This is a genomic window from Enterococcus dongliensis, from assembly GCF_031927985.1.
GTDB classification, from domain to species: Bacteria; Bacillota; Bacilli; order Lactobacillales; family Enterococcaceae; genus Enterococcus_A; species Enterococcus_A dongliensis.
In genome coordinates, this window is the sequence record NZ_JARPZC010000012.1 from 23,048 (window position 1) to 41,807 (window position 18,760).

Genomic DNA, 18,760 nt, shown 5'->3' on the forward strand with positions numbered 1-18,760 from the left:
TGAATTTAGCACAACGATAATTTTTTTGCTAGTGACTTTCTGGTATCTATTTAAAAAATGTTATACTGGTCAACAAATGGAGGAATGACATATGTCTTGTTTAGGTAATTTTATTTGGTTTATCTTTGGTGGTTTGATTGGAGGATTGACTTGGTGTGCTGCGGGGATTTTATGGTGCATCACTATTATTGGTATCCCAATCGGCTTGCAGTGTTTCAAATTTGCTCAGCTGAGCTTTGCCCCATTTGGCAAAGATGTCGTATATCACACAGCTGGTATGAATCTGCTGGTCAATATTATTTGGTTGATTGTTTCCGGTATCCCTTTAGCCTTAGGACATCTAATCAGCGCAGGTCTGCTTGCGATTACGATTATAGGTATCCCATTTGCGATGCAATCATTGAAACTTGCTCGGCTCGCATTGATGCCTTTTGGTGCACAGATTGTGTATACTCATTAAAAAAAAGAGGAACGACGACCGTCTTCCTCTTTTTCTTATCCAAAAATTAAATAGAACAGTCCTGCGACAACCAATACAATATTTAGCGTCACTTGAATATTGACCATCAGCGGAGTCAGCTTTTTTTTCTTTCGACGCGCAAGATTGAGATAGATATTATACGCTCCAACTAAAATGATAAAAATCACTAATATGATTAAATACAAAAAGCCACTTCCTTTTTTTATTGTAGTGTAACGTGAAATAATTGTGTCAGCAAGTAAAGTCCTAAAAATCTAATCCAATTGTTTGAAAAAATAGCATCATTTCTTCTTTAGTAAACAGCCCCACTATTAAAATAGTTTCTGCCTCTTTGATTCTTATCCATTACTCACCTACCATTCTTCAACAAGTTTTCTCTTTATCAGCTTCTATCGATAGAAGCACTCTTTACTCAATTACAATCGCTTGCTGATTAAAAATGATTTCTGAAAAAATAAGAAAACAGTTTATTCACTCTTTCTGAGCAAAAATAAATACTCTTAAATATAACTATAGTTATATTTAAAATAACTATTTTATGATATTTCTTTAGGATAATCCTTAATTTTTTGCCATTTATTAGTGATTAATTTGTATTAACTATTCTTTCATCTTATTATATATAACAGCGCGACTTGTTCTTAGTAAATCAGAATGGAGGAACATTCATGCTTGGGATGGATAGAAATACGCTGTTGAAGATTCAGATTATCGAAATCTTAGATCGTCTACAAATGCCGATCTCCTTAAAAGAATTACAAACACGTATCGGCTCAGCGAGTCTTGGAACGATTCGTGTAAATTGTAAGGAATTACAAACGATCATTGATGTACTTTATGCAGATAAAGATTATTCGTTAAATTTGCGGATAAATAATGGTCGTGGCATTCAATTAGAGCGTTCTTCGACCAATCTCCAATCACTGACCAATTATCTTTATCAACATGATCTTGCTTGTGAGATCATTCATACGATTTTAGCAAAACGAGAGCTGTCAGCTATCCAATTCTGCCTGGCTAAAAATATCAGCGAGTCAAAACTTCGACGAAAAATCAAAGAAATCAACCTTGAACTTAGCGATTATGGCCTTTATATTTCTTGTGCGACAACGATTCGTTTAAAAGGACGCGAAGTAGATATCCGGCGGTTCTATTATCTTTTTATTAGAGAATTCCACCAACAGTTCAGCCAAGTAGACGGAATCGATACGAATGCCTATTTCCAAATTGCTCAACAGCTCGAGAACGATTTAAAGCTCAGAAACAATCCAACAAATCTAGAAATCATCAGTTTTTGGTTATTGATCACGAATCAATCCCTGAGCAAAAAAGGCCAGCTTTGTTTCGATCAAGTCGAACTAAAACAGCTAGCTCGTTTTAGTTATCCTGAAAAACCAACTTATTTAAGAAATTGGAATACCGATGAATGGCAATTTTTTCTTTATGCACTTTATAGTTCCCTTTTGACTAATTTTGAATTACAGCCAAAAAATGCAGCGGAAGATTCATTCTTGGATCAAGCTGTTTTGCAGTGGATAACGTGTTTTACGCAGCATTTCAGGCCTTTGAATGAACAAGAACAAAGATTGATTGCTAAAAAATTAAACCAACATTACGCGGCACTAGAATTTTTCCAGTTAAATGATTTAATGATTGATAGACTTAGAAGCAGCGTGGCACTAAATTGCGTGTGTACTCAATTTCCTTATTATTCTCGCCGCTTTGAAACCTTTTGGAGGGATTTGATTCAAAAAATGCCTGATTATGAGCACAAGCAATTACGTGTCTACTCCTTTTTAACTTGTGTGACTCTTTTTCCTTTAGAGAATTGTTTACCAAAAATAACTGTTTATGTTTTTTCAGAGTATAGTGAGCTTTTCAGTGTCTTCATTCAACAAAAAATCCATTTATATTTCAAAAATCGTTATCAGTTGCACTTTGTTGAAGATCCTCGATCTGCTCAGCTGATAATTGGTACTTCACCATCTTGTAAAAATTTTCTACTAGAAGAGCAGGAATCCGTCATTATCCGGTCAAACATCTCTACTACCGATTACCAAGATATTGAAATTATTTTAGCTGCTCTGGTAAAAAAAGATTTGTCAAAAATCAGCGATCCTTCATCTTGAACTTGAGAACTTGATCAAAAACGGGTATTGTATTATTTATCACAAACAAAAAGGAGACTACTATGGTTTACGTAAGTGAGATGTATACGACCCCGCCGATCACATTTGGTTCTGAATTAGAAGAGTTGACCTACGAAACATTGACAAAATTAGCGATCCCTTTTTATCAAGTGGCCACTGGTGAAGCATTAACAATGAAAGATTGTAGCGCTATTGATGATCGCTTAGGAATCGAAGTAGTGAAAACGATTTTCTTGTGTAATCAGAAAAAAACGAAATTCTACCTTTATATCACACCGGCTGATTTTAAATTTATTACTAAAGATTTTGGTAAAAAATTAGCAATCCCCCGTGTTTCCTTTGCTTCAACAGAACTACTAAAAGAACGATTAGGCGTCATTCCCGGCGCAGCGACGATTTTTGGATTGTTAAACGATCCCGAACATGAAATCCAATTGGTCTTTGACCGCTCTGTTGCTCAACGTGAGTGGTACGGTTGCAGTTCTGGTTCAGTAACAAATTATATGAAATTGAAAACGGCTGACTTATTTGAGACATTTCTCCCTTATACTGGTCATAAGGCTGTCTTGATTGATTAGTGTTAGGAGCGACTACTCCTAACACTTTTTTTGATTAGTTTCGATTAATCGACACGATTTTTTGTTGGAGTCGATCATAGACTACTAGAAATTCTGCGATATTTTTTTCCGAAGTCGGGACACGGAAATAATAATCTGACTGGCCATCTGTCGGTGTATTGGTATGATAAAAGCCCGCCAAATACGCATGTGTCAAATCGCCGCGCGTTTCTTTGAATAAGTCAAAAAATCCGCTTGGATCAGTCAATTCGATGCTTTTTTCTAATGCTTTGAACTCGGTTTGATCACTATTTAGACCTACTTTTTTCATTTCACGATAAAGTTGCGTGTCCGTACCACGACGAACCACTTCCGACCAAGCTGTTTCAAAATCTGCTGACTTATCCAAATAGGTATCATCTGTTGTAATGACTGATTTGACCTCACTGCCTTCTTCAGCTGTCAATTCAGCTAATTCTTGCTCATTAAAACGCAGCCTTACAGTATAATCATGCCGCCTTCCATTTGTATCTGTAAAACTCCATACTTGACGTTGGACCGTCATCGGTTGATCGTTAACTAAGCGCTGACCAAAACCAATCAAATTCACACTGACAAAACCATTTTCTTCTGAACTCACCATAGGATAGATTTTTCGATAAAGGTCAAAACTATTTTTTCCCTCTTTAGCAGAACCGTAGATTTTCTCGATCGTGTCTGCCATTGCTTGTGAGCTTGAAAAGTTGACACTATCTTTAAATGCTTGATTTAAAGCTTCTACTTTCTCCATCTGCTGTTTTAGTAATTCTTGATCATTGACATCTCTAAGTGCTAATATTTTTAGTTTTGGCAATTCTTCTTTTTTCTTTGCTTTATCATCACTGGCAAATACACTAAACGGGATTGCAAATTGTGGGAAATTTCCACTTAATACAATGCCAAAAAAGCCAACGAACAACGCAGCCAGAACGCCCCAAAAGATCAACCATTTTTTTGCTGTGTTCATAGGTCACCTCATTTCCTCCTTATTGTGGCGACTAATTTATCAAGCGTCAAGTATTTCCAACAATTCTCAGACTATTTTAGGGATAATCTAAATTTTTTCTTGGAAAAATATGAATAGGATAGTTATTCTGTACATTTTCTATTACACTAGAAGAAATGATTCGATAAGGATAGGCAAATATGGCAAAAAGACAAGAACGACATCAGAAAAAAATAGAAAAAAAACTAAACACTCCGAAAAAAAAGAATTCCCGAAAAAAAATAGGCAAATCAACTAAAATCTCGCTAAGTATCCTTGCGGCGATTCTTTTATTAATAATCGCCGGAACGATTTTCTTCTTCCAAAAATATGGAAAAGAAGTGACTGCAGCGATTGATGCGGGTGAAGAACACGCCGCAAAAATCCAAGAGAGCGACTTCAAACAGCACCATCCTACAACGATTTTAGATAAAAATGGACAAGTCATCAAAGAGCTCAAGACCCAAGAACGGGATTATCTAACGTATGAAAAGATGGATCCATTAGTCTCACAAGCCTTGATTTCCATTGAGGACAAACGTTTTTATGAACATCACGGTGTCGATACACAAGGTTTGCTGACAATCGGATTGAACGCCGCAACCGGACGAGGGATTCGTGGCGCATCAACGATCACTCAACAATTAGTGAAGAATATCTATCTAACGCCGGAAGTCTCCATCTCCCGGAAAGTTGAAGAAATGGTGATGGCACAAGCTCTAGAAAAACGCTTCACGAAACACCAGATCTTAGAATATTATTTGAACAATGTGTATTTTGGTCACGGAGCTTATGGAATCAATGCCGCAGCGAAAGTTTATTTGGGTAAATCCATCAACGATACTACCTTACTAGAAAAAGCTACATTGATTGGCATCACCAATAATCCTGGGATTTTTGATCCAACAACTAACAAAAAAAATGCATTAAAACGAGCCAAACTAATTTTAAAAGAAATGAACGCACAAGGCTATATCACAAACAAACAATACGAAGAAGCTTTAGCAGATGATTTTTCAGCAAAGATTCACAGCAATGCACTGAATAATCAATTGGACAATAATGAAGTCGCCTTAGCCGTCGATTCTGCAACAAAAGTATTGATGGGACAACAAGATTTCCGTTTCCAATACCAGTTTGATTCAAAGGAAGAAGAAGAGCGTTATAACAAAGAGTACAAAACGGCATACAACAAAGTATATCAACGGATTCTTTCCGGTGGGTATCAAATCAAGACAACCATTGACCCTGCCCTGCATGACCAATTGCAAGGAATCTTGACAACTGTCATGAACGCTTGGCAAGATCGTAACGCTGAAAATGATTTTTATACTAAACAAGCGGCCATGACTGTCATTGATAATCAAACAGGTGACGTCGTCGCAAGTATTGGCGGACGTGGTGAAGAAGGCAATCATTACAATCGAGCCTTTCTTTCTTACCGCCAGCCGGGATCAGCGATCAAACCATTAGTATCTTATGCTCCGGCTTATGAACGCGGCCTGTTAGAAACAAGTACCGTTTCAGACGATCGGCCTAATAGTACGTATCCTAATAATGTGTATAACGGATCAAAAGGAAATTTGACCTTGCGGAATGCACTGGCAATTTCTTCTAATGTCGTTGCGTATAAATTAGCTGAGGAAAATCGAAATGAACTGAAAGAAGCAATCTACCAACCACTTGCACAGATGCAGTTTACTGGCTTAGATGTGGCGGATGATAATCCAATCATCGCTGTCGGTGGTATGACTTACGGTGCAACTACACAAGAAATGTCCAGCGGAATTGCAACTTTAGTAAACCAAGGAAACTACCGTACGCCTTTAAATATCGACACGATTAAGCGCAAAGATACTGGTCAAGAAGTCTTTACTCAAAATGATCTTACACAACAAAAAATTTACAGTGATGATGCCGCCTATTTGACCATCGATACGATGAAAGCTGTCCATCAAAACGCAGATGGAACAGCAGCAAGTTTAAATTTGGCGCACAATCAATATTGGGCCGTCAAAACTGGAACAACTGATGAAGCCAAAGATTTATGGACTGTTGGTGCCACACCTCATTATACCGTGGCCGTCTGGGCTGGCGATGACACGCCACAACCACAAGATAATACCAGCGTTGGTCAGGCAACTAAAGAGATCTTCAAGCAAACGATGGACCTTTTGAACAATGGAAAAGAAGACATTGATTTCCAAATGCCTGCTTCTGTACAAAAAGTTGGCGGTCAATTGATTACACGCTCTAGCCAAACCAAACAAGTTTTACAGACCCGTCAAAACGCGTTACAAACAGCAACAGCTGCGATTGATACATTAGCAAAACAAAAAGCGAATGAATTAACAGCTGCTAAGTTGAATACACCAATGGTCGAAGAAGCTTCTACCTTCAGTAATCAACTAATCGCTGAACGAATCGATACATTGAGTCAGCTTGAGATCATCGTGACCGACTCACAAGATAATTGGCAAATCTTTGATCAATATGCCCAACAAGTCTTCGCCCTGATTCAACAAGTCGAACCATCTGGTGGGACTCTTTCTGATCAATATACTAATGTCTATCGTAATAAAGAGGTCGAATATGCTCATGAAAAGGCCGCACGTGATTCAGAATTAACTACGATAAAAAATCAAATTACTGACACAAAAAATCAGAGCGCTGATCTCGATAAACGAATCAATCAATTAAAGAAAAAATTAGCTGAAGAAAAAGAGTAAAAAAATCTCCAATCAAAAAGAGCAATGATCTATGAGAGATCATTGCTCTTTTTATTTAGTCATCTTCTGCTTCTTCTGAAGAATTTGAGTCTGAGCTTTCTGAACTGGTGTGGGAATCAGAATCATGTGAGCGAGAATCTTCTGCTTCTTTGTGGGAAGACTCTTCTTTTTTACTATCTTCAAGTGATTCGAGAGCATCTTTATAAGAATCATACGTTTCTTGTTTCTTCATTAGCTCTTTTTTCAGCGCTGTCAGTTCCTTATTCCGTTCTGCCAATACTTTTGCTTGGCGTTCTTGATAATTCTTTTTTGCGTTTTCCATGGAGGCATCACTTTGCTGGATTTGGGTAGCAAAGTTAGCATTTTCATTGGCTAATTGGTTTTTAACGGGGGCTAACTTATCTAACAGCTGCTGTTTGAATTTCCCATCTGGTAACACAGCCAATGTTTTAACTCCGGTTAAATAATCTGATAAGGTTAAGTCGCTTCCTTTATTGACCAAATTTTCTACATCGTTCTCAGCACTGGAAAAATCCTTTGATTGGGTCTCAGCGATGCTTAAAAGCATCGCGATGTCTTGTCCCCACTCTTTCTCTTTTGCTGAACTTTCCTTTAACTGTTCCTTTACTGTTTGGATCTGATTTTCTTTAGGCGCTTTTAAAACTGGATGTGCAGACAAATCTAGACCGTTCAACACATCTCTTTCAAAAAGATCATTCAATCTGATTTGAATCTCAAAATTTTGCTTTGCTTGTGCAATATCTTCTAAGGTGCGACTATCTCCTCGTTGATTTTTTACTTCAGTTGCCAAATCATCAAACGTAGCAGACGAGATATCTGGTTTAAAATACCCCGACTGTTGATCTTCGTAAAGTTCAGTCAAGCGTTTATTCAACATTTCTTTGTTTGCTTTTTCTGATTGAATCATTTTTTCTTGATAGATATGGTAGCTGGCAAAACTAACTGCACCAAATACAACCAATCCTAATAATATCCAACCGATTGTCTTTTTCTTCACATCGGTTCCTCCTTCTCGTTATTGGATAATCGTCTCATTTTAGAAGTTTCAAATTTTGTTCCCTTATCATGTAAGGAACTGTCAGTCTAAAACCAAGTAAAAACTGTGCTCATTTCAACAGTTGAAATGAGTATCCTTTGTTGCATCATCAACAGTTTCATCTATCTTGCACTCATTTTTTTCGTTTCTTCTCTTACCTTGATTTACTGATCAGCTAAAATAGTCCCTCTAATATTCTTACATGAATTTTCAATATTATAGCATTTTAACCATTATCAGACATACTTTATAGTAAAATCGTCCATAACTCTTTTTGTTTTTTTGTTATTTTTAAATTTTCGTAATATTTTAATCGTTTTATTATTTTTGGAAGTTTTTTTAAACTAGCTCGTAGATTTCTGATAAAATTCTTTTATTCTTAAAAAAAGGACTGATTTTATTGGAAAGTCATGAAGAATTGGATAGAGGATTAAAAAATCGTCACGTTCAATTAATTTCAATCGGAGGAGCAATCGGTACTGGACTATTTCTTGGGTCTGGGAAAACCATTCAATTGACCGGCCCCTCGATTCTTCTATCATATACAATCACAGGTTGCATTATTTTCTTGATTATGCGCGCGTTAGGCGAATTGATGCTATCTAATTTAAATTACCATTCTTTTCTTGATTTTATTGCTGACTACTTAGGGAAAAAAGCGGCCTTTGTAACCGGCTGGACTTACTGGTTTTGCTGGATTGCTATCGCAATGGCTGATTTAACAGCAACAGGTATGTACGTGAGTTATTGGCTGCCAAATATTCCCCAATGGTTGCCAGAGATTATCGCCCTAGCTATATTATTAGGATTAAATTTAGTCGCAGTAGGTCTCTTTGGTGAATTAGAATTTTGGTTTGCTCTGATTAAAGTAGTCGCGATTATCGCTTTGATCATCGCGGGAGCTTTTATGATCTTCACCGGTTTTAAAACAGGAGCTGGAACAGTTTCGATTAGTAACTTATGGCGACATGGCGGTTTCTTTCCTAAAGGTGCCAGTGGCTTTGCTCTTTCTTTCCAAATGGCAACTTTTGCTTTTTGTGGAGTAGAACTTGTTGGGCTGATTGGCGGAGAAACTTCCGATCCAAAAACAGTCTTGCCAAAAGCAATCGATACGATTCCGCTACGGATTATCTTGTTCTATTTAGGTTCATTATTTGTCATTATGTCCATCTATCCTTGGTCAAGTTTATCTGCAGATCAAAGCCCCTTCGTTCAAGTTTTTTCAGAGATTGGGATTGCTGCGGCTGCTTCAATCGTCAACTTAGTCGTTTTAAGCTCAGCTATGTCTGCTTGTAACAGTGCGATTTATAGTACAAGTCGAATGGTGCGTTCGCTAGCACAAGAAGGCAGTGCTCCGAAAACTTTTACAAAGCTAACTAAAAATCGGGTGCCTGGTAATGCATTGGTTTTCTCAACACTGATCATCTTTCTTGCTGTTTTGATGAATTTCTTTGTACCTAGTCGCATTTTCACCATGATCAGTTCAATCGCGACGATTTGTTTTATCTTCATTTGGGGAATGATCGTCTTTACACATCTGCGTTATCGTAAAACTAATCCAGAATTAGCTGCCAAAAGCACGTTTAAATTACCGCTCTTTCCTTACACTAATTATTTAGTCTTTATCTTTCTTGCTTTTGTTTTGTTTGTTTTAGCACTAGCTACAGATACACGTGAAGCGTTGATTTTCTCTCCCGTTTGGTTTATCGCTCTTTTAGGGATTTACCATTTCAAATTCGAACGAAACAAACCGATATCTAGTAAAATTTTGCAAGATTTTGACAAACAAGATCAAAATTAGTTATTTATTACAACAGTGATTTATGAATATATTTCACAATAAAAGAACCGTCCACCAAATTATTTGATGGACAGTTCTTTTTATTTGTTTTAACTTTCATTATTATCTTTGAACAGCTGGCTTTCTCGACGCAGTTGATAGATTTTATGAATATTGATAATCAATGTTTTAATCACTGCATAAACCGGAATACAGATCAACATACCAAGGATACCGGCAACACTGCCTGCTCCGATCAAAACTAAAATAATCGTTAATGGATGGATATTCAATGACTTACCGAACAGTAGCGGCTTGATCAAATTCCCGTCTAATTGTTGAATAACTAGGACAGACAGTCCCATATAAAGTGCTTGCACAGGCGAAATAAATAATCCGACAATAATCGCAGGTACTGCTCCGATAAAAGGTCCCACGTAAGGAATAATATTTGTAATCCCGCAAAAAATAGCCAACAACAAACTATATGGTTGCTGAAAAATCGTCATCGCAATAAAACTCAATATTCCGATGATAAAAGCATCTAAAACGGTACTGCTGATATAGGCTGAGAGTGTTTCATTCAATTCTCGAACAGTTTGACGTAATTCTTTACGTATCGTTAAAGGAAAAAACTGAGAAACTGCATCCAAAAATTTATGGCCATCTTTAAACATAAAAATCAAAATAAAGGGTACAGTAAACAACAAAACAAAAAATTTCATTGCAAAGCTCACGATTAATGAGAGACTAGAAGTTATACTGACGATGCCCATTTGAATCAAATTATTGATTGTTAGATTTGCTGAAGCCAATTGATCTTCTAAATTGAAATTTTTAAATTCTTCTCGGCTGCCTAGCTCATTCAACCACTGCCCCGTCTCTTCGGCATAAACAGGTAAATTTTGTGTGAGCTGTACGGTTTGCTCAATCATCTTGGGAACGGCATTCATCATGATCAAAATGATTACAACAGCAATTACGATAAATGATAAAAGAAATCCGATGACCCGTGGCACCCCTGCTCTTTCCTCTAAAAAAATAACGATTGGATCAAACATGTAATAAAGAAAACCCGCAATCAATAGCGGCAACAAGATTGCAGAGATCATGCCGATTATTGGTTTAAAGATATTAGGCATTTGTAAAATAAAATAAATTCCTATAATAGTCAAGACAATCTCGACCGTCCAAAAAATGAGTTTTGACTGCTTGAAACGTGACAGCATAAAAGCCTCCTTTGAAAATTTTTATCTCGAGGATATGGCTTCATCTTATCATTTATCAGCAAAAGTAAGAATGCTTTTAGTAAAAATATAGAAGAAGTTTTATTTAAATCACAGATTTTTAGTCATTATCACTGGAGCCCGCCATTGATTGCTTTACTTTATTAATCACCAAGCAAAAAAAGAGTGGATTTCTCCACTCTCAATGAATCTTATTTTTTAAATTTGGGTAGTTAAACGTGCCACAAAACGCTCCAGTCGTTGGATTGCTTCCTTTAATTCATAAATCGAATAGGCATAGGAAAGACGTAAAAAACCTTCACCGCTTTTTCCAAAGGCAGAGCCGGGAATTACCGCTAACTTCTCTTCTTCTAATAACTTCAGTGCAAATTCTTCACTGCTTAAACCAAATTGGCTAATCTGCGGGAAAAGATAAAACGCTCCTTTGGCTTTGTAACAAGGCAAGCCCATCGTCTCCAATGCATGATGCAAATAATTTCGCCGTTCTTCATAAGATAGCCGCATAGATTCAACAGTTTCTTGCCAATTATTTTTCAAACCTGCTAAAGCTGCATACTGACTAGCTGTTGGTGCGGTCATAATAGTATACTGATGAAGTTTCAACAGTTGTTCCATAAATACTTTCGGACCAGCCATAAAACCCAAACGCCAACCAGTCATCGCAAAACCTTTGGAAAATCCGTTAATAACAATTGTTCGTTCTCGCATGCCTGGCAGTTCTGCGATACTAGTGAAAGGCTCATCATACATTAATTCTGCGTAGATCTCATCGCTGATTACTAACAAATCATATTTTTTCACAACATCAGCAATTTTGATTAATGACTCGCGATCCATCGTGCCTCCTGTGGGATTATTAGGATAGGACAAGATTAAGATCTTGCTATTTTTAGTTACTACACTTTCAAGTTCTTCAGGTGTCAATCTAAATTGATTTTCTGCCTTAAGATCAATCGTCACCGGTGTTCCGCCAGCCATTTGTGTAATCGGCTCATAACAAACAAAACTTGGTTGTGGGATGATTACTTCATCACCTGCATCCACAAAAATCCGCAACGCCAGATCAATGGCTTCACTTCCACCAACAGTTACTACTACCTCTGTTTTAGGATCATACGTGACCTTATTCCGAAACGATAAATATTCGCTGATTTTTTCACGTAATTCAAGTAATCCGGCATTGGCAGTATAAAAAGTACGACCTTCTTGAAGTGAACGGACACCTTCTTGAACCATATGAGAAGGCGTATCAAAGTCCGGTTCACCCACTCCTAAAGAGATCGCATCTGGTTGTTCAGATACAATATCAAAAAATTTACGAATACCTGACGGTTGAATATCTGTGATTCGTTTGGTTAAAAAATTTCTCATAGGCTCACCTGAATTCTAGGATCAGAGTCAGATTGATACAGATCAATTCCCCATTCTTTGTACTTATCTAATACAAAATGCGTCTGAGTTCCCGAGACATCTGGGATTGATGCCAGATTGGTCGAGATAAATTTTGAGATTTCTTTGATATTGCGGCCTTGTAATAACAAAATAAAATCAAATCTGCCACTGACAAAAAAGAGGGATTTGACTTCAGGAAATTTGCGAACCCGCTCAGCGATCTCTCGATAGCCTTCTTCTCCTTTAGGAATTGTTTGAACCTCAACGAGAGCCTCGATCCAATCATCTTCCACTTTATCCCAATCAATCAAGGCACGATAACCGCAAATGATTTTTTCTTGTTCCAATCGTTTGATTTCTGCAATAATGATTTGGACCTCTTCACCCAACATGATTGCATATTCTTCCATACTTAATCGACAATCAGATTCGATTAGTTTTAGTAATTGTTTGCGCTTTTTTTGTTCCATAGGACATCTCCTTTGATTCAGCAGTTTATCAGATGATTTTAATCTTTTGTCTATTATTCCCAAAAAATGATTAATTGTCAAATTATTTTGAAAATTCATGAATCAATGACCAAATAAGTACCAGTCCTTCTTTTGTTTAAAAAATTTTATTTTTTTTATAACACAAATAACTAGTTTCATAGTACAATAATTAAGATGAGTACTATGAAAAATATGCGTAAAGTCAGGGGGATTGTGAATGGAACAAGTAATCGAGCTATTTATTGAAAAACAGCGTCAGCGATTGGCAGACGGCAAGATCCGGCAAGAGGAATATGAAGCTTTTTTAGATGGGATCAATGATGCCCTTTCTTTTTTAGGATTACATTATGTGAATGGTTCAGAAACTGTAGAAAAAAATGAACGTAAACCTGTAACTTTTAATGAGATCGAAGAAAAGTACAAAAAACTTCATGAGTTGGCGATGTACAAAAATAGTTTCTTACGCGTAGCAGATATCATTAAACACTCTGGTCAAATGACTGATAACCTAAAAAAAATCACTGAAACTGTTCGAGAAGAACTCTAAGAAATGAAAGAAGCGATTACTCGCTTCTTTTTTGCTTATTTGTGGAAGAATCCAAAAATATTCATAGCGCAAATTGAAATACTCTAACTAAAAAATAGACTCAGAATTTCCGAGTCTATCCTTTCATTAATAGTTCATTATAAAAAGCTTGTCCAATTTCTTTTAGCTCATTTTTATGAAAAGATCTTGCGATCCAAGTTGGCAGCGGCACTTCAACTGTTCCATAGATCTCAATCATTGCTTGGATAAAAGTTTGCGCATCCAACTGATCGATTGCTTTTCTCAAACGACGAGACGGTTCAAGCAATTGACTTTCCATTTGGCGCGTACGATACATTCGGTAAATCGTCCGACCTTCCTCTGCCGCTAGTGAAAACAACGGTTGTTCATCTGCAATTGCTTGTAAACTTTCCTGTTTATAACGATCATAGCGCTGCTGCCATTCCAATAATTCCCCATAGACCAATTCGATTTTTTGCTTACGCACAGTTGCTAGAGCACTATAAAAATCAATTGGCAATTTTTCTACACGACGGTCACGCTTGATCCAAGTTGCTAATGTTGATTGTGGGATGCCTGCAAGTTTGCCAAATTGTTCAACTGTGATACCCAAATCACGGCGAATGTACATTTTTATTGGATGTTCGATCATTGTTATTCCCATTTTTTCACCTAGCTCTCCTGCGATATTTATACTTCATTATATAAAAGAAGGAAAAAAATACCAAGCCTAAAAGCTTAACTTTTAGACTTGGTATTTACTTTCGAGATCGACGTTGCTTCAAGTGTTGTTTTTTCAATGGCTTAGGATGATTGAGCTGCTCTTCTGTCAGCGATTTTTGCATCTCCATTCGTTGTCTTTGTTTTTCTAAACGAGCGATCTCATTTTTCACCCGGCGTGTTTCATTCTCGTTCAATGAAGGAAGAAGCCGCTTGCGTTCATTGATCTCCCCATTGATATACTCTTCCCAATCAGCCATGATTTTTTTCCATCGATCAGAATCATACGCTCTGCCATCTTTCATCGAGTCTCGCAGCAAAGCTGAATAGCGCCGCATCGAATTACCCCAGACTTGGTTTCGATCTTGAAAATAATCGGCTTGCTGTTGACTATCTAACGAGGCAATCAAATCATTTTCCTCACGCTCTACCATATTTTGTAAGAAAGCCATAATAGGTAGAACTAAATAGATGATCAATGTCGGTCTTATAAAAAACAGTCCAAAAATCAAAACGACCACTCGAAAAATTACAGACAATCCGTCTTGCTTATTCAGCAATTTGATGCGCAGTTCTCGTTGGTTATCGTCCAATACTTGTTTAGTCAGTGCAGTAATCAAACGCCGCATGACTACTGTCACAATAAGGGTCAATACACCGTAAATCAAGAGTGTCTGCTTTGTTGTATCTTCAATCAATAGACGTGTTGCAGAAGGGACTAATGATAGAAAAAACAACAACAGTAAATAAATGACCAGATCTCTATTTTTTACTTGCTCAATTTTATTAAAGGCATACCCTGTCTGAAACCACAAATTAGCTACAAAGCAGAAACTAATAAAATAAATCCCAATAGCTCTAAATAAGACAACTATATCAACCGTCCCATTTGCCGCTGTTTGAATCGGTAATTCCAAAACAATAATAGTCAAGATAATCGCAATGATTGCATCACCAAAAACGACAACCCGCTCTTTCATGTACTCAACTCCTATTCATCTGTTGAACCATCATATACTAAATAATAAAAAAAGAATATTGATACGTCGTCCTTAGTCAATCGATCACTTTGTCTTCTGGCAAGGTATTTTTGTCTGATAAACGTGTCAATAAAATTACCGAAACAATCACTACTACAAAACCTAATAACTGAATACTAGTAAATCGGCTATGGAAAAACCAAACGCTCAAAATAGTTGCTAAGATTGGCTCAGTTACGGTCAACACACCTGCTAATGATGCCTCAATAAAACGCAAACTAGATAATTGAAATAAAAATGGCAGTGCTGTACCAAAAACGACAATACTGATTACTAAGCCTAGTGAACTGACATCTAACTGAAATTGGGGCCGCCAAATTGGTCGAATCAATTGAAATACCAGACCCGCAAGCAGCATTCCTAAACCAGCAATCCGCATCTCTCCATATTTTACTAATATTTCTCGTGGCTGCACCGTATAAAAAGCCAATGTGACTGCCGAAGCAATCCCCATCATAAATCCTGTCGTTGAAATATTCAATGTTTGTAGACCGCCTTTGGCTACGATCAAAAAAACGCCGATAAAGGTCACAAGCAACAATACAACTTCGATAAGCTTGAGCTTTTTTTCTTTATGTAAAACTAAATAAACAAAAATAAAGATTGGCCCTGTGAATTGTAAAATCGTGGCGATTGCCGCACCACTGTATTGAATAGCCTTAAAATACGTATATTGGACTCCTAACATACCGATTAAAGAAAATAATAGCAAACTCACTAGATCTCTAGCCGAAAATTTCTTTGATAGAACCTTTTGCTGTTTTCTTGAAGTCGGCTGAAAAAAACTGATACTCGTAAGTAATAATCCCGCCGCTAACAGACGTACACTCACCAACCATTCCGGCGAAACAAACTTTTCAAAAAGAAATTGACACATAATACCTGACAACGCCCATAAAGCACCTGCTGAACAAGCCAATGCTACCCCTTTTAACTTCATATTCTACACCTTTTCATTTTTTTCTCAGTATAGCATTCAGCGAAAAAAAATCTAGTCATCCCAAAAACAGCAAAAACCCTAAAATTGGATGTATTCGCCAATTTTAGGGCCTTGTTTATTCACCAATCGGTAAGATCAAATGTGATTCTGCTAAGTCGATAGTATAATCAATGTCTTGGTTTCCGCGGACAGTCATCCCAAAATCTGTTCCATAAACAGCTAGACCAATTTGACGTCCTGCTGGTAAATGATACATCGTCGGCTGCAAGCTAATCTCGATTTCCACAAATTCATTCGCCTTTAAGTCATCAACTTTCCAAGGGTTCTCTCGATTTTGCATATTGATATGCCCCCGCGTAATCAGTTTGTACTCATCTTCAGCACCTAACTTAAATTCAACAAGATTGTCTTCTCGCCAATTTCTTCCTAGTGGCAGCCCATGCAATGCCAAAACATCCGGCACAGGTTTCAAACGTTTAGCAGTACCAAAATCGATCAATTCGATACTCAACATCCCAAAATCAACACTCGAAGCAACTCTGAGTTTTACTTTTGGGCGACCATTTAAGAAAATATCGTCACTAAGGATGGCTGTTTTAGCCAGATAACGATGGGATTTCATTGAATCAGCCATTTTCAAATCTTTTTCCCAAAGTGCAATATTCTTCGTATAACTTTTGTATTGTTCTTTTGGCAGCTGATCATTAAATGAGACTTGACCAGAACTGACTGTTGGCGTTAATTTATCAGCACCTAGGTAGTAAGTCTTTTGATTGATCGGTGACCAGTCAGTCAGCGTCTCCCACGTTTGAGCCGTCGTATTTTTTTGATAAACGATGTCTGGTAAGAGAACTTTGGCATCATTTTCTACACCATATAATTTATGACTCAACCACACATTCATCATATCTTGAAAATCTAAAGATGGCATATTATTGATATAAATATGCTGCCCTTGATGCAGAATCAATTTTTTTGCAACAGGTACTTCTTTTAACGCATCCCATAGATCTGCAACTTGGCGAGGTTTCACATTCCAGTCATTTAACCCATGGACCATTACCACATCACATTTGATGTCTTTAATGAATGGTAAATAATTTCGTTCATCCCAGAAAGTATTGTAATTTCCTGTTTTGCGATCTTGCAACTTCGCCATTTCTTTTAAGTAATCAGCGAAGAATTCTTTACTATGCAGATAATCCCCCGCGTTACGCATTTTGCTGAAGGTCTCGATTGCTAAAACATCCGCATCTTCGCCGGGGAATCCTCCTGGTGCAATGACTAACCCGTTATCACGGTAATATTGATACCAATCAGAAATCGCCGCCTCAGAGATGATTGTTTCTAATCCTTCTACTTGGCGAGTCGCACACGCTGTCGCTAAGGTACCAAGATAAGATTTTCCTGTCATTGCTACTTTTCCATTGCTCCACCAAGCTTTGATTTCAATATTATCCGTTCGATTCGTGAAGGCCCGACGATTGCCCGCCAACCATTCGATATAAGCTACCATCGAGGTTGTTTGTTCTACCGAACCACAGGTTTGAATCCCATCAGAATCCCGCGTCCCGATTCCTGCTCCATAGACCACTGCAAAGCCGCGTGCTAAAAAGAAATCATTCAAACTATGATTATTTTCACGACTAAAAGTCTCGGTCGCATGAGTCGCTTTGCCTTTTACTTCTCGTTCTGCCGGCAATTCTACTGGAGCTGGTTTATACTTAATCTCTTCGTATGTCGTCTCAGTTGGTTCTTTGCGTTCTAATGGGACATTCACATCATAGGTCAATTCTTCTCCTGCTGGACCATTGACACCTTGACTATAAGGACTCGCAGTAAATAATGTAGCCACTTGCAGACCATTTTCTGTTTCGGCTGGACGTAAAATCTCCAATTTCAAAAGATCGCGTTTTCCGTCTTTATCTGTGTCTAACGGGGCTTCCACATAAACTACTTCACGAATCAAACGTGCCGTATCAAAAACAGCTTGTGCTTTCCCATTGAAGAAAAATGGCTTACTGACTTCTTGATTCTCATAATAGCCATCTGAAGCAAGTTTATCCAAAAAATTCAAACCATTTTTTGTATGACTAGTCAGCAACAAATACCAAGCTTCAATCATCGTTTCCGTCGTTGTACATTCTCCCACAAAAATTGGGACACCAATGTTCTCTGCCTCTGTTAATACATTTTTAGGATCGAAATCAATCATTGGTTCAAATTCCAATAGTTGCAAACCTACAGTGTAAAAAACTTCTTTTGTTAACGTCGCTCCTGAGTGATAGAACGTTTTTAAATCCGTCTTTTCATCGGCCAAAAAGTTGCCAAGTTTATTTATAAATCCGCTTTCATCACGGACATTCAAAAAACTTTTTTGTAAAAATTCAAACCATAATTTTGTCATATCTTTTGACGAACCGATCGTCAAAAAACCTGCTGCCAGCAGTTCTTTTTTTGCTTCTTCAAATGGGACACGTTTTAAACCAAACTGATTAATCTTCATTCTCTTCGCTCCTTGCTCTTTTTTCTTGATAAAATAATTATAACAAAGACTGCTAATAAGTTCGGTTAAAGTTTAATGAAAACGATTACTTTATTTAGA

The 18,760-nt window shown here is 37.3% G+C and carries 16 protein-coding genes; 6 read left to right on the top strand and 10 right to left on the bottom strand.

Going from position 1 to position 18,760, the window contains the following annotated elements; all coding sequences use genetic code 11:
* The first annotated feature begins 91 nt into the window (after window positions 1-91).
* Window positions 92-460, top strand: coding sequence for a YccF domain-containing protein (locus P7D84_RS09480; RefSeq protein WP_311806236.1), 369 nt, complete (start codon window positions 92-94; stop codon window positions 458-460).
* 35 nt (window positions 461-495) lie between these two features.
* Here the strand turns inward: P7D84_RS09480 and P7D84_RS09485 are convergent, their stop codons facing one another.
* A complete protein-coding gene (locus P7D84_RS09485; protein ID WP_311806237.1) occupies window positions 496-666 on the bottom strand; it encodes a hypothetical protein in 171 nt (56 codons plus the stop codon).
* Window positions 667-1,149: 483 nt separating this feature from the next.
* On the opposite strand from P7D84_RS09485, the gene P7D84_RS09490 reads away from it, so the two are divergent.
* Together P7D84_RS09490 and P7D84_RS09495 are read left to right on the top strand one after the other, a co-directional pair.
* A complete protein-coding gene (locus P7D84_RS09490) occupies window positions 1,150-2,610 on the top strand; it encodes a helix-turn-helix domain-containing protein (RefSeq protein WP_311806238.1) in 1,461 nt (486 codons plus the stop codon).
* A gap of 62 nt (window positions 2,611-2,672) precedes the next feature.
* Window positions 2,673-3,209, top strand: a complete 537-nt coding sequence (locus P7D84_RS09495) for a prolyl-tRNA synthetase associated domain-containing protein (protein WP_311806239.1) — start codon at window positions 2,673-2,675, stop codon at window positions 3,207-3,209.
* Between the two features lie 34 nt (window positions 3,210-3,243).
* Here the strand turns inward: P7D84_RS09495 and P7D84_RS09500 are convergent, their stop codons facing one another.
* Entirely contained in the window at window positions 3,244-4,194 is a 951-nt protein-coding gene (locus P7D84_RS09500) for a hypothetical protein (protein ID WP_311806240.1), read from the bottom strand.
* Window positions 4,195-4,373: 179 nt separating this feature from the next.
* Between P7D84_RS09500 and P7D84_RS09505 the strand changes: the two genes are divergently transcribed.
* Window positions 4,374-6,941, top strand: coding sequence for a transglycosylase domain-containing protein (locus tag P7D84_RS09505; RefSeq protein ID WP_311806241.1), 2,568 nt, complete (start codon window positions 4,374-4,376; stop codon window positions 6,939-6,941).
* A gap of 55 nt (window positions 6,942-6,996) precedes the next feature.
* Here the strand turns inward: P7D84_RS09505 and P7D84_RS09510 are convergent, their stop codons facing one another.
* The gene (locus P7D84_RS09510; RefSeq protein ID WP_311806242.1) at window positions 6,997-7,959 is read right to left on the bottom strand and encodes a hypothetical protein; all 963 of its coding nucleotides are present in this window, start codon (window positions 7,957-7,959) and stop codon (window positions 6,997-6,999) included.
* 439 nt (window positions 7,960-8,398) lie between these two features.
* Between P7D84_RS09510 and P7D84_RS09515 the strand changes: the two genes are divergently transcribed.
* The gene (locus P7D84_RS09515; RefSeq protein ID WP_137604114.1) at window positions 8,399-9,799 is read left to right on the top strand and encodes an amino acid permease; all 1,401 of its coding nucleotides are present in this window, start codon (window positions 8,399-8,401) and stop codon (window positions 9,797-9,799) included.
* 89 nt (window positions 9,800-9,888) lie between these two features.
* Here the strand turns inward: P7D84_RS09515 and P7D84_RS09520 are convergent, their stop codons facing one another.
* The 3 genes from P7D84_RS09520 to P7D84_RS09530 all read right to left on the bottom strand — a co-directional run bounded on the left by P7D84_RS09520 (window position 9,889) and on the right by P7D84_RS09530 (window position 12,887).
* Window positions 9,889-11,007, bottom strand: a complete 1,119-nt coding sequence (locus P7D84_RS09520) for an AI-2E family transporter (protein WP_137604113.1) — start codon at window positions 11,005-11,007, stop codon at window positions 9,889-9,891.
* 216 nt (window positions 11,008-11,223) lie between these two features.
* Window positions 11,224-12,396, bottom strand: coding sequence for a pyridoxal phosphate-dependent aminotransferase (locus P7D84_RS09525; RefSeq protein ID WP_311806243.1), 1,173 nt, complete (start codon window positions 12,394-12,396; stop codon window positions 11,224-11,226).
* Window positions 12,393-12,887, bottom strand: a complete 495-nt coding sequence (locus P7D84_RS09530; protein ID WP_137604111.1) for an Lrp/AsnC family transcriptional regulator — start codon at window positions 12,885-12,887, stop codon at window positions 12,393-12,395. The genes P7D84_RS09525 and P7D84_RS09530 overlap by 4 nt, the downstream gene beginning before the upstream one ends.
* Before the next feature lie 238 nt (window positions 12,888-13,125).
* Here P7D84_RS09530 and P7D84_RS09535 point away from each other — a divergent pair, with 238 nt between their 5' ends.
* Window positions 13,126-13,455, top strand: coding sequence for a hypothetical protein (locus tag P7D84_RS09535; protein ID WP_137604110.1), 330 nt, complete (start codon window positions 13,126-13,128; stop codon window positions 13,453-13,455).
* A gap of 115 nt (window positions 13,456-13,570) precedes the next feature.
* Here P7D84_RS09535 and P7D84_RS09540 read toward each other — a convergent pair whose 3' ends face one another.
* From P7D84_RS09540 to P7D84_RS09555, 4 genes are all read right to left on the bottom strand, one after another.
* Window positions 13,571-14,119 carry a hypothetical protein gene (locus tag P7D84_RS09540; protein WP_170999798.1) on the bottom strand — a complete coding sequence of 183 codons (549 nt, stop codon included), beginning with the start codon at window positions 14,117-14,119 and terminating at the stop codon, window positions 13,571-13,573.
* 94 nt (window positions 14,120-14,213) lie between these two features.
* Complete coding sequence (locus P7D84_RS09545; protein ID WP_311806244.1) at window positions 14,214-15,155, bottom strand: TMEM175 family protein; 942 nt, start codon at window positions 15,153-15,155, stop codon at window positions 14,214-14,216.
* 76 nt (window positions 15,156-15,231) lie between these two features.
* On the bottom strand, window positions 15,232-16,155 hold the full coding sequence (locus tag P7D84_RS09550) for a DMT family transporter (RefSeq protein WP_311806245.1): 924 nt from the start codon (window positions 16,153-16,155) through the stop codon (window positions 15,232-15,234).
* Between the two features lie 115 nt (window positions 16,156-16,270).
* A complete protein-coding gene (locus P7D84_RS09555; RefSeq protein WP_311806246.1) occupies window positions 16,271-18,661 on the bottom strand; it encodes a Xaa-Pro dipeptidyl-peptidase in 2,391 nt (796 codons plus the stop codon).
* Window positions 18,662-18,760: the final 99 nt, after the last annotated feature.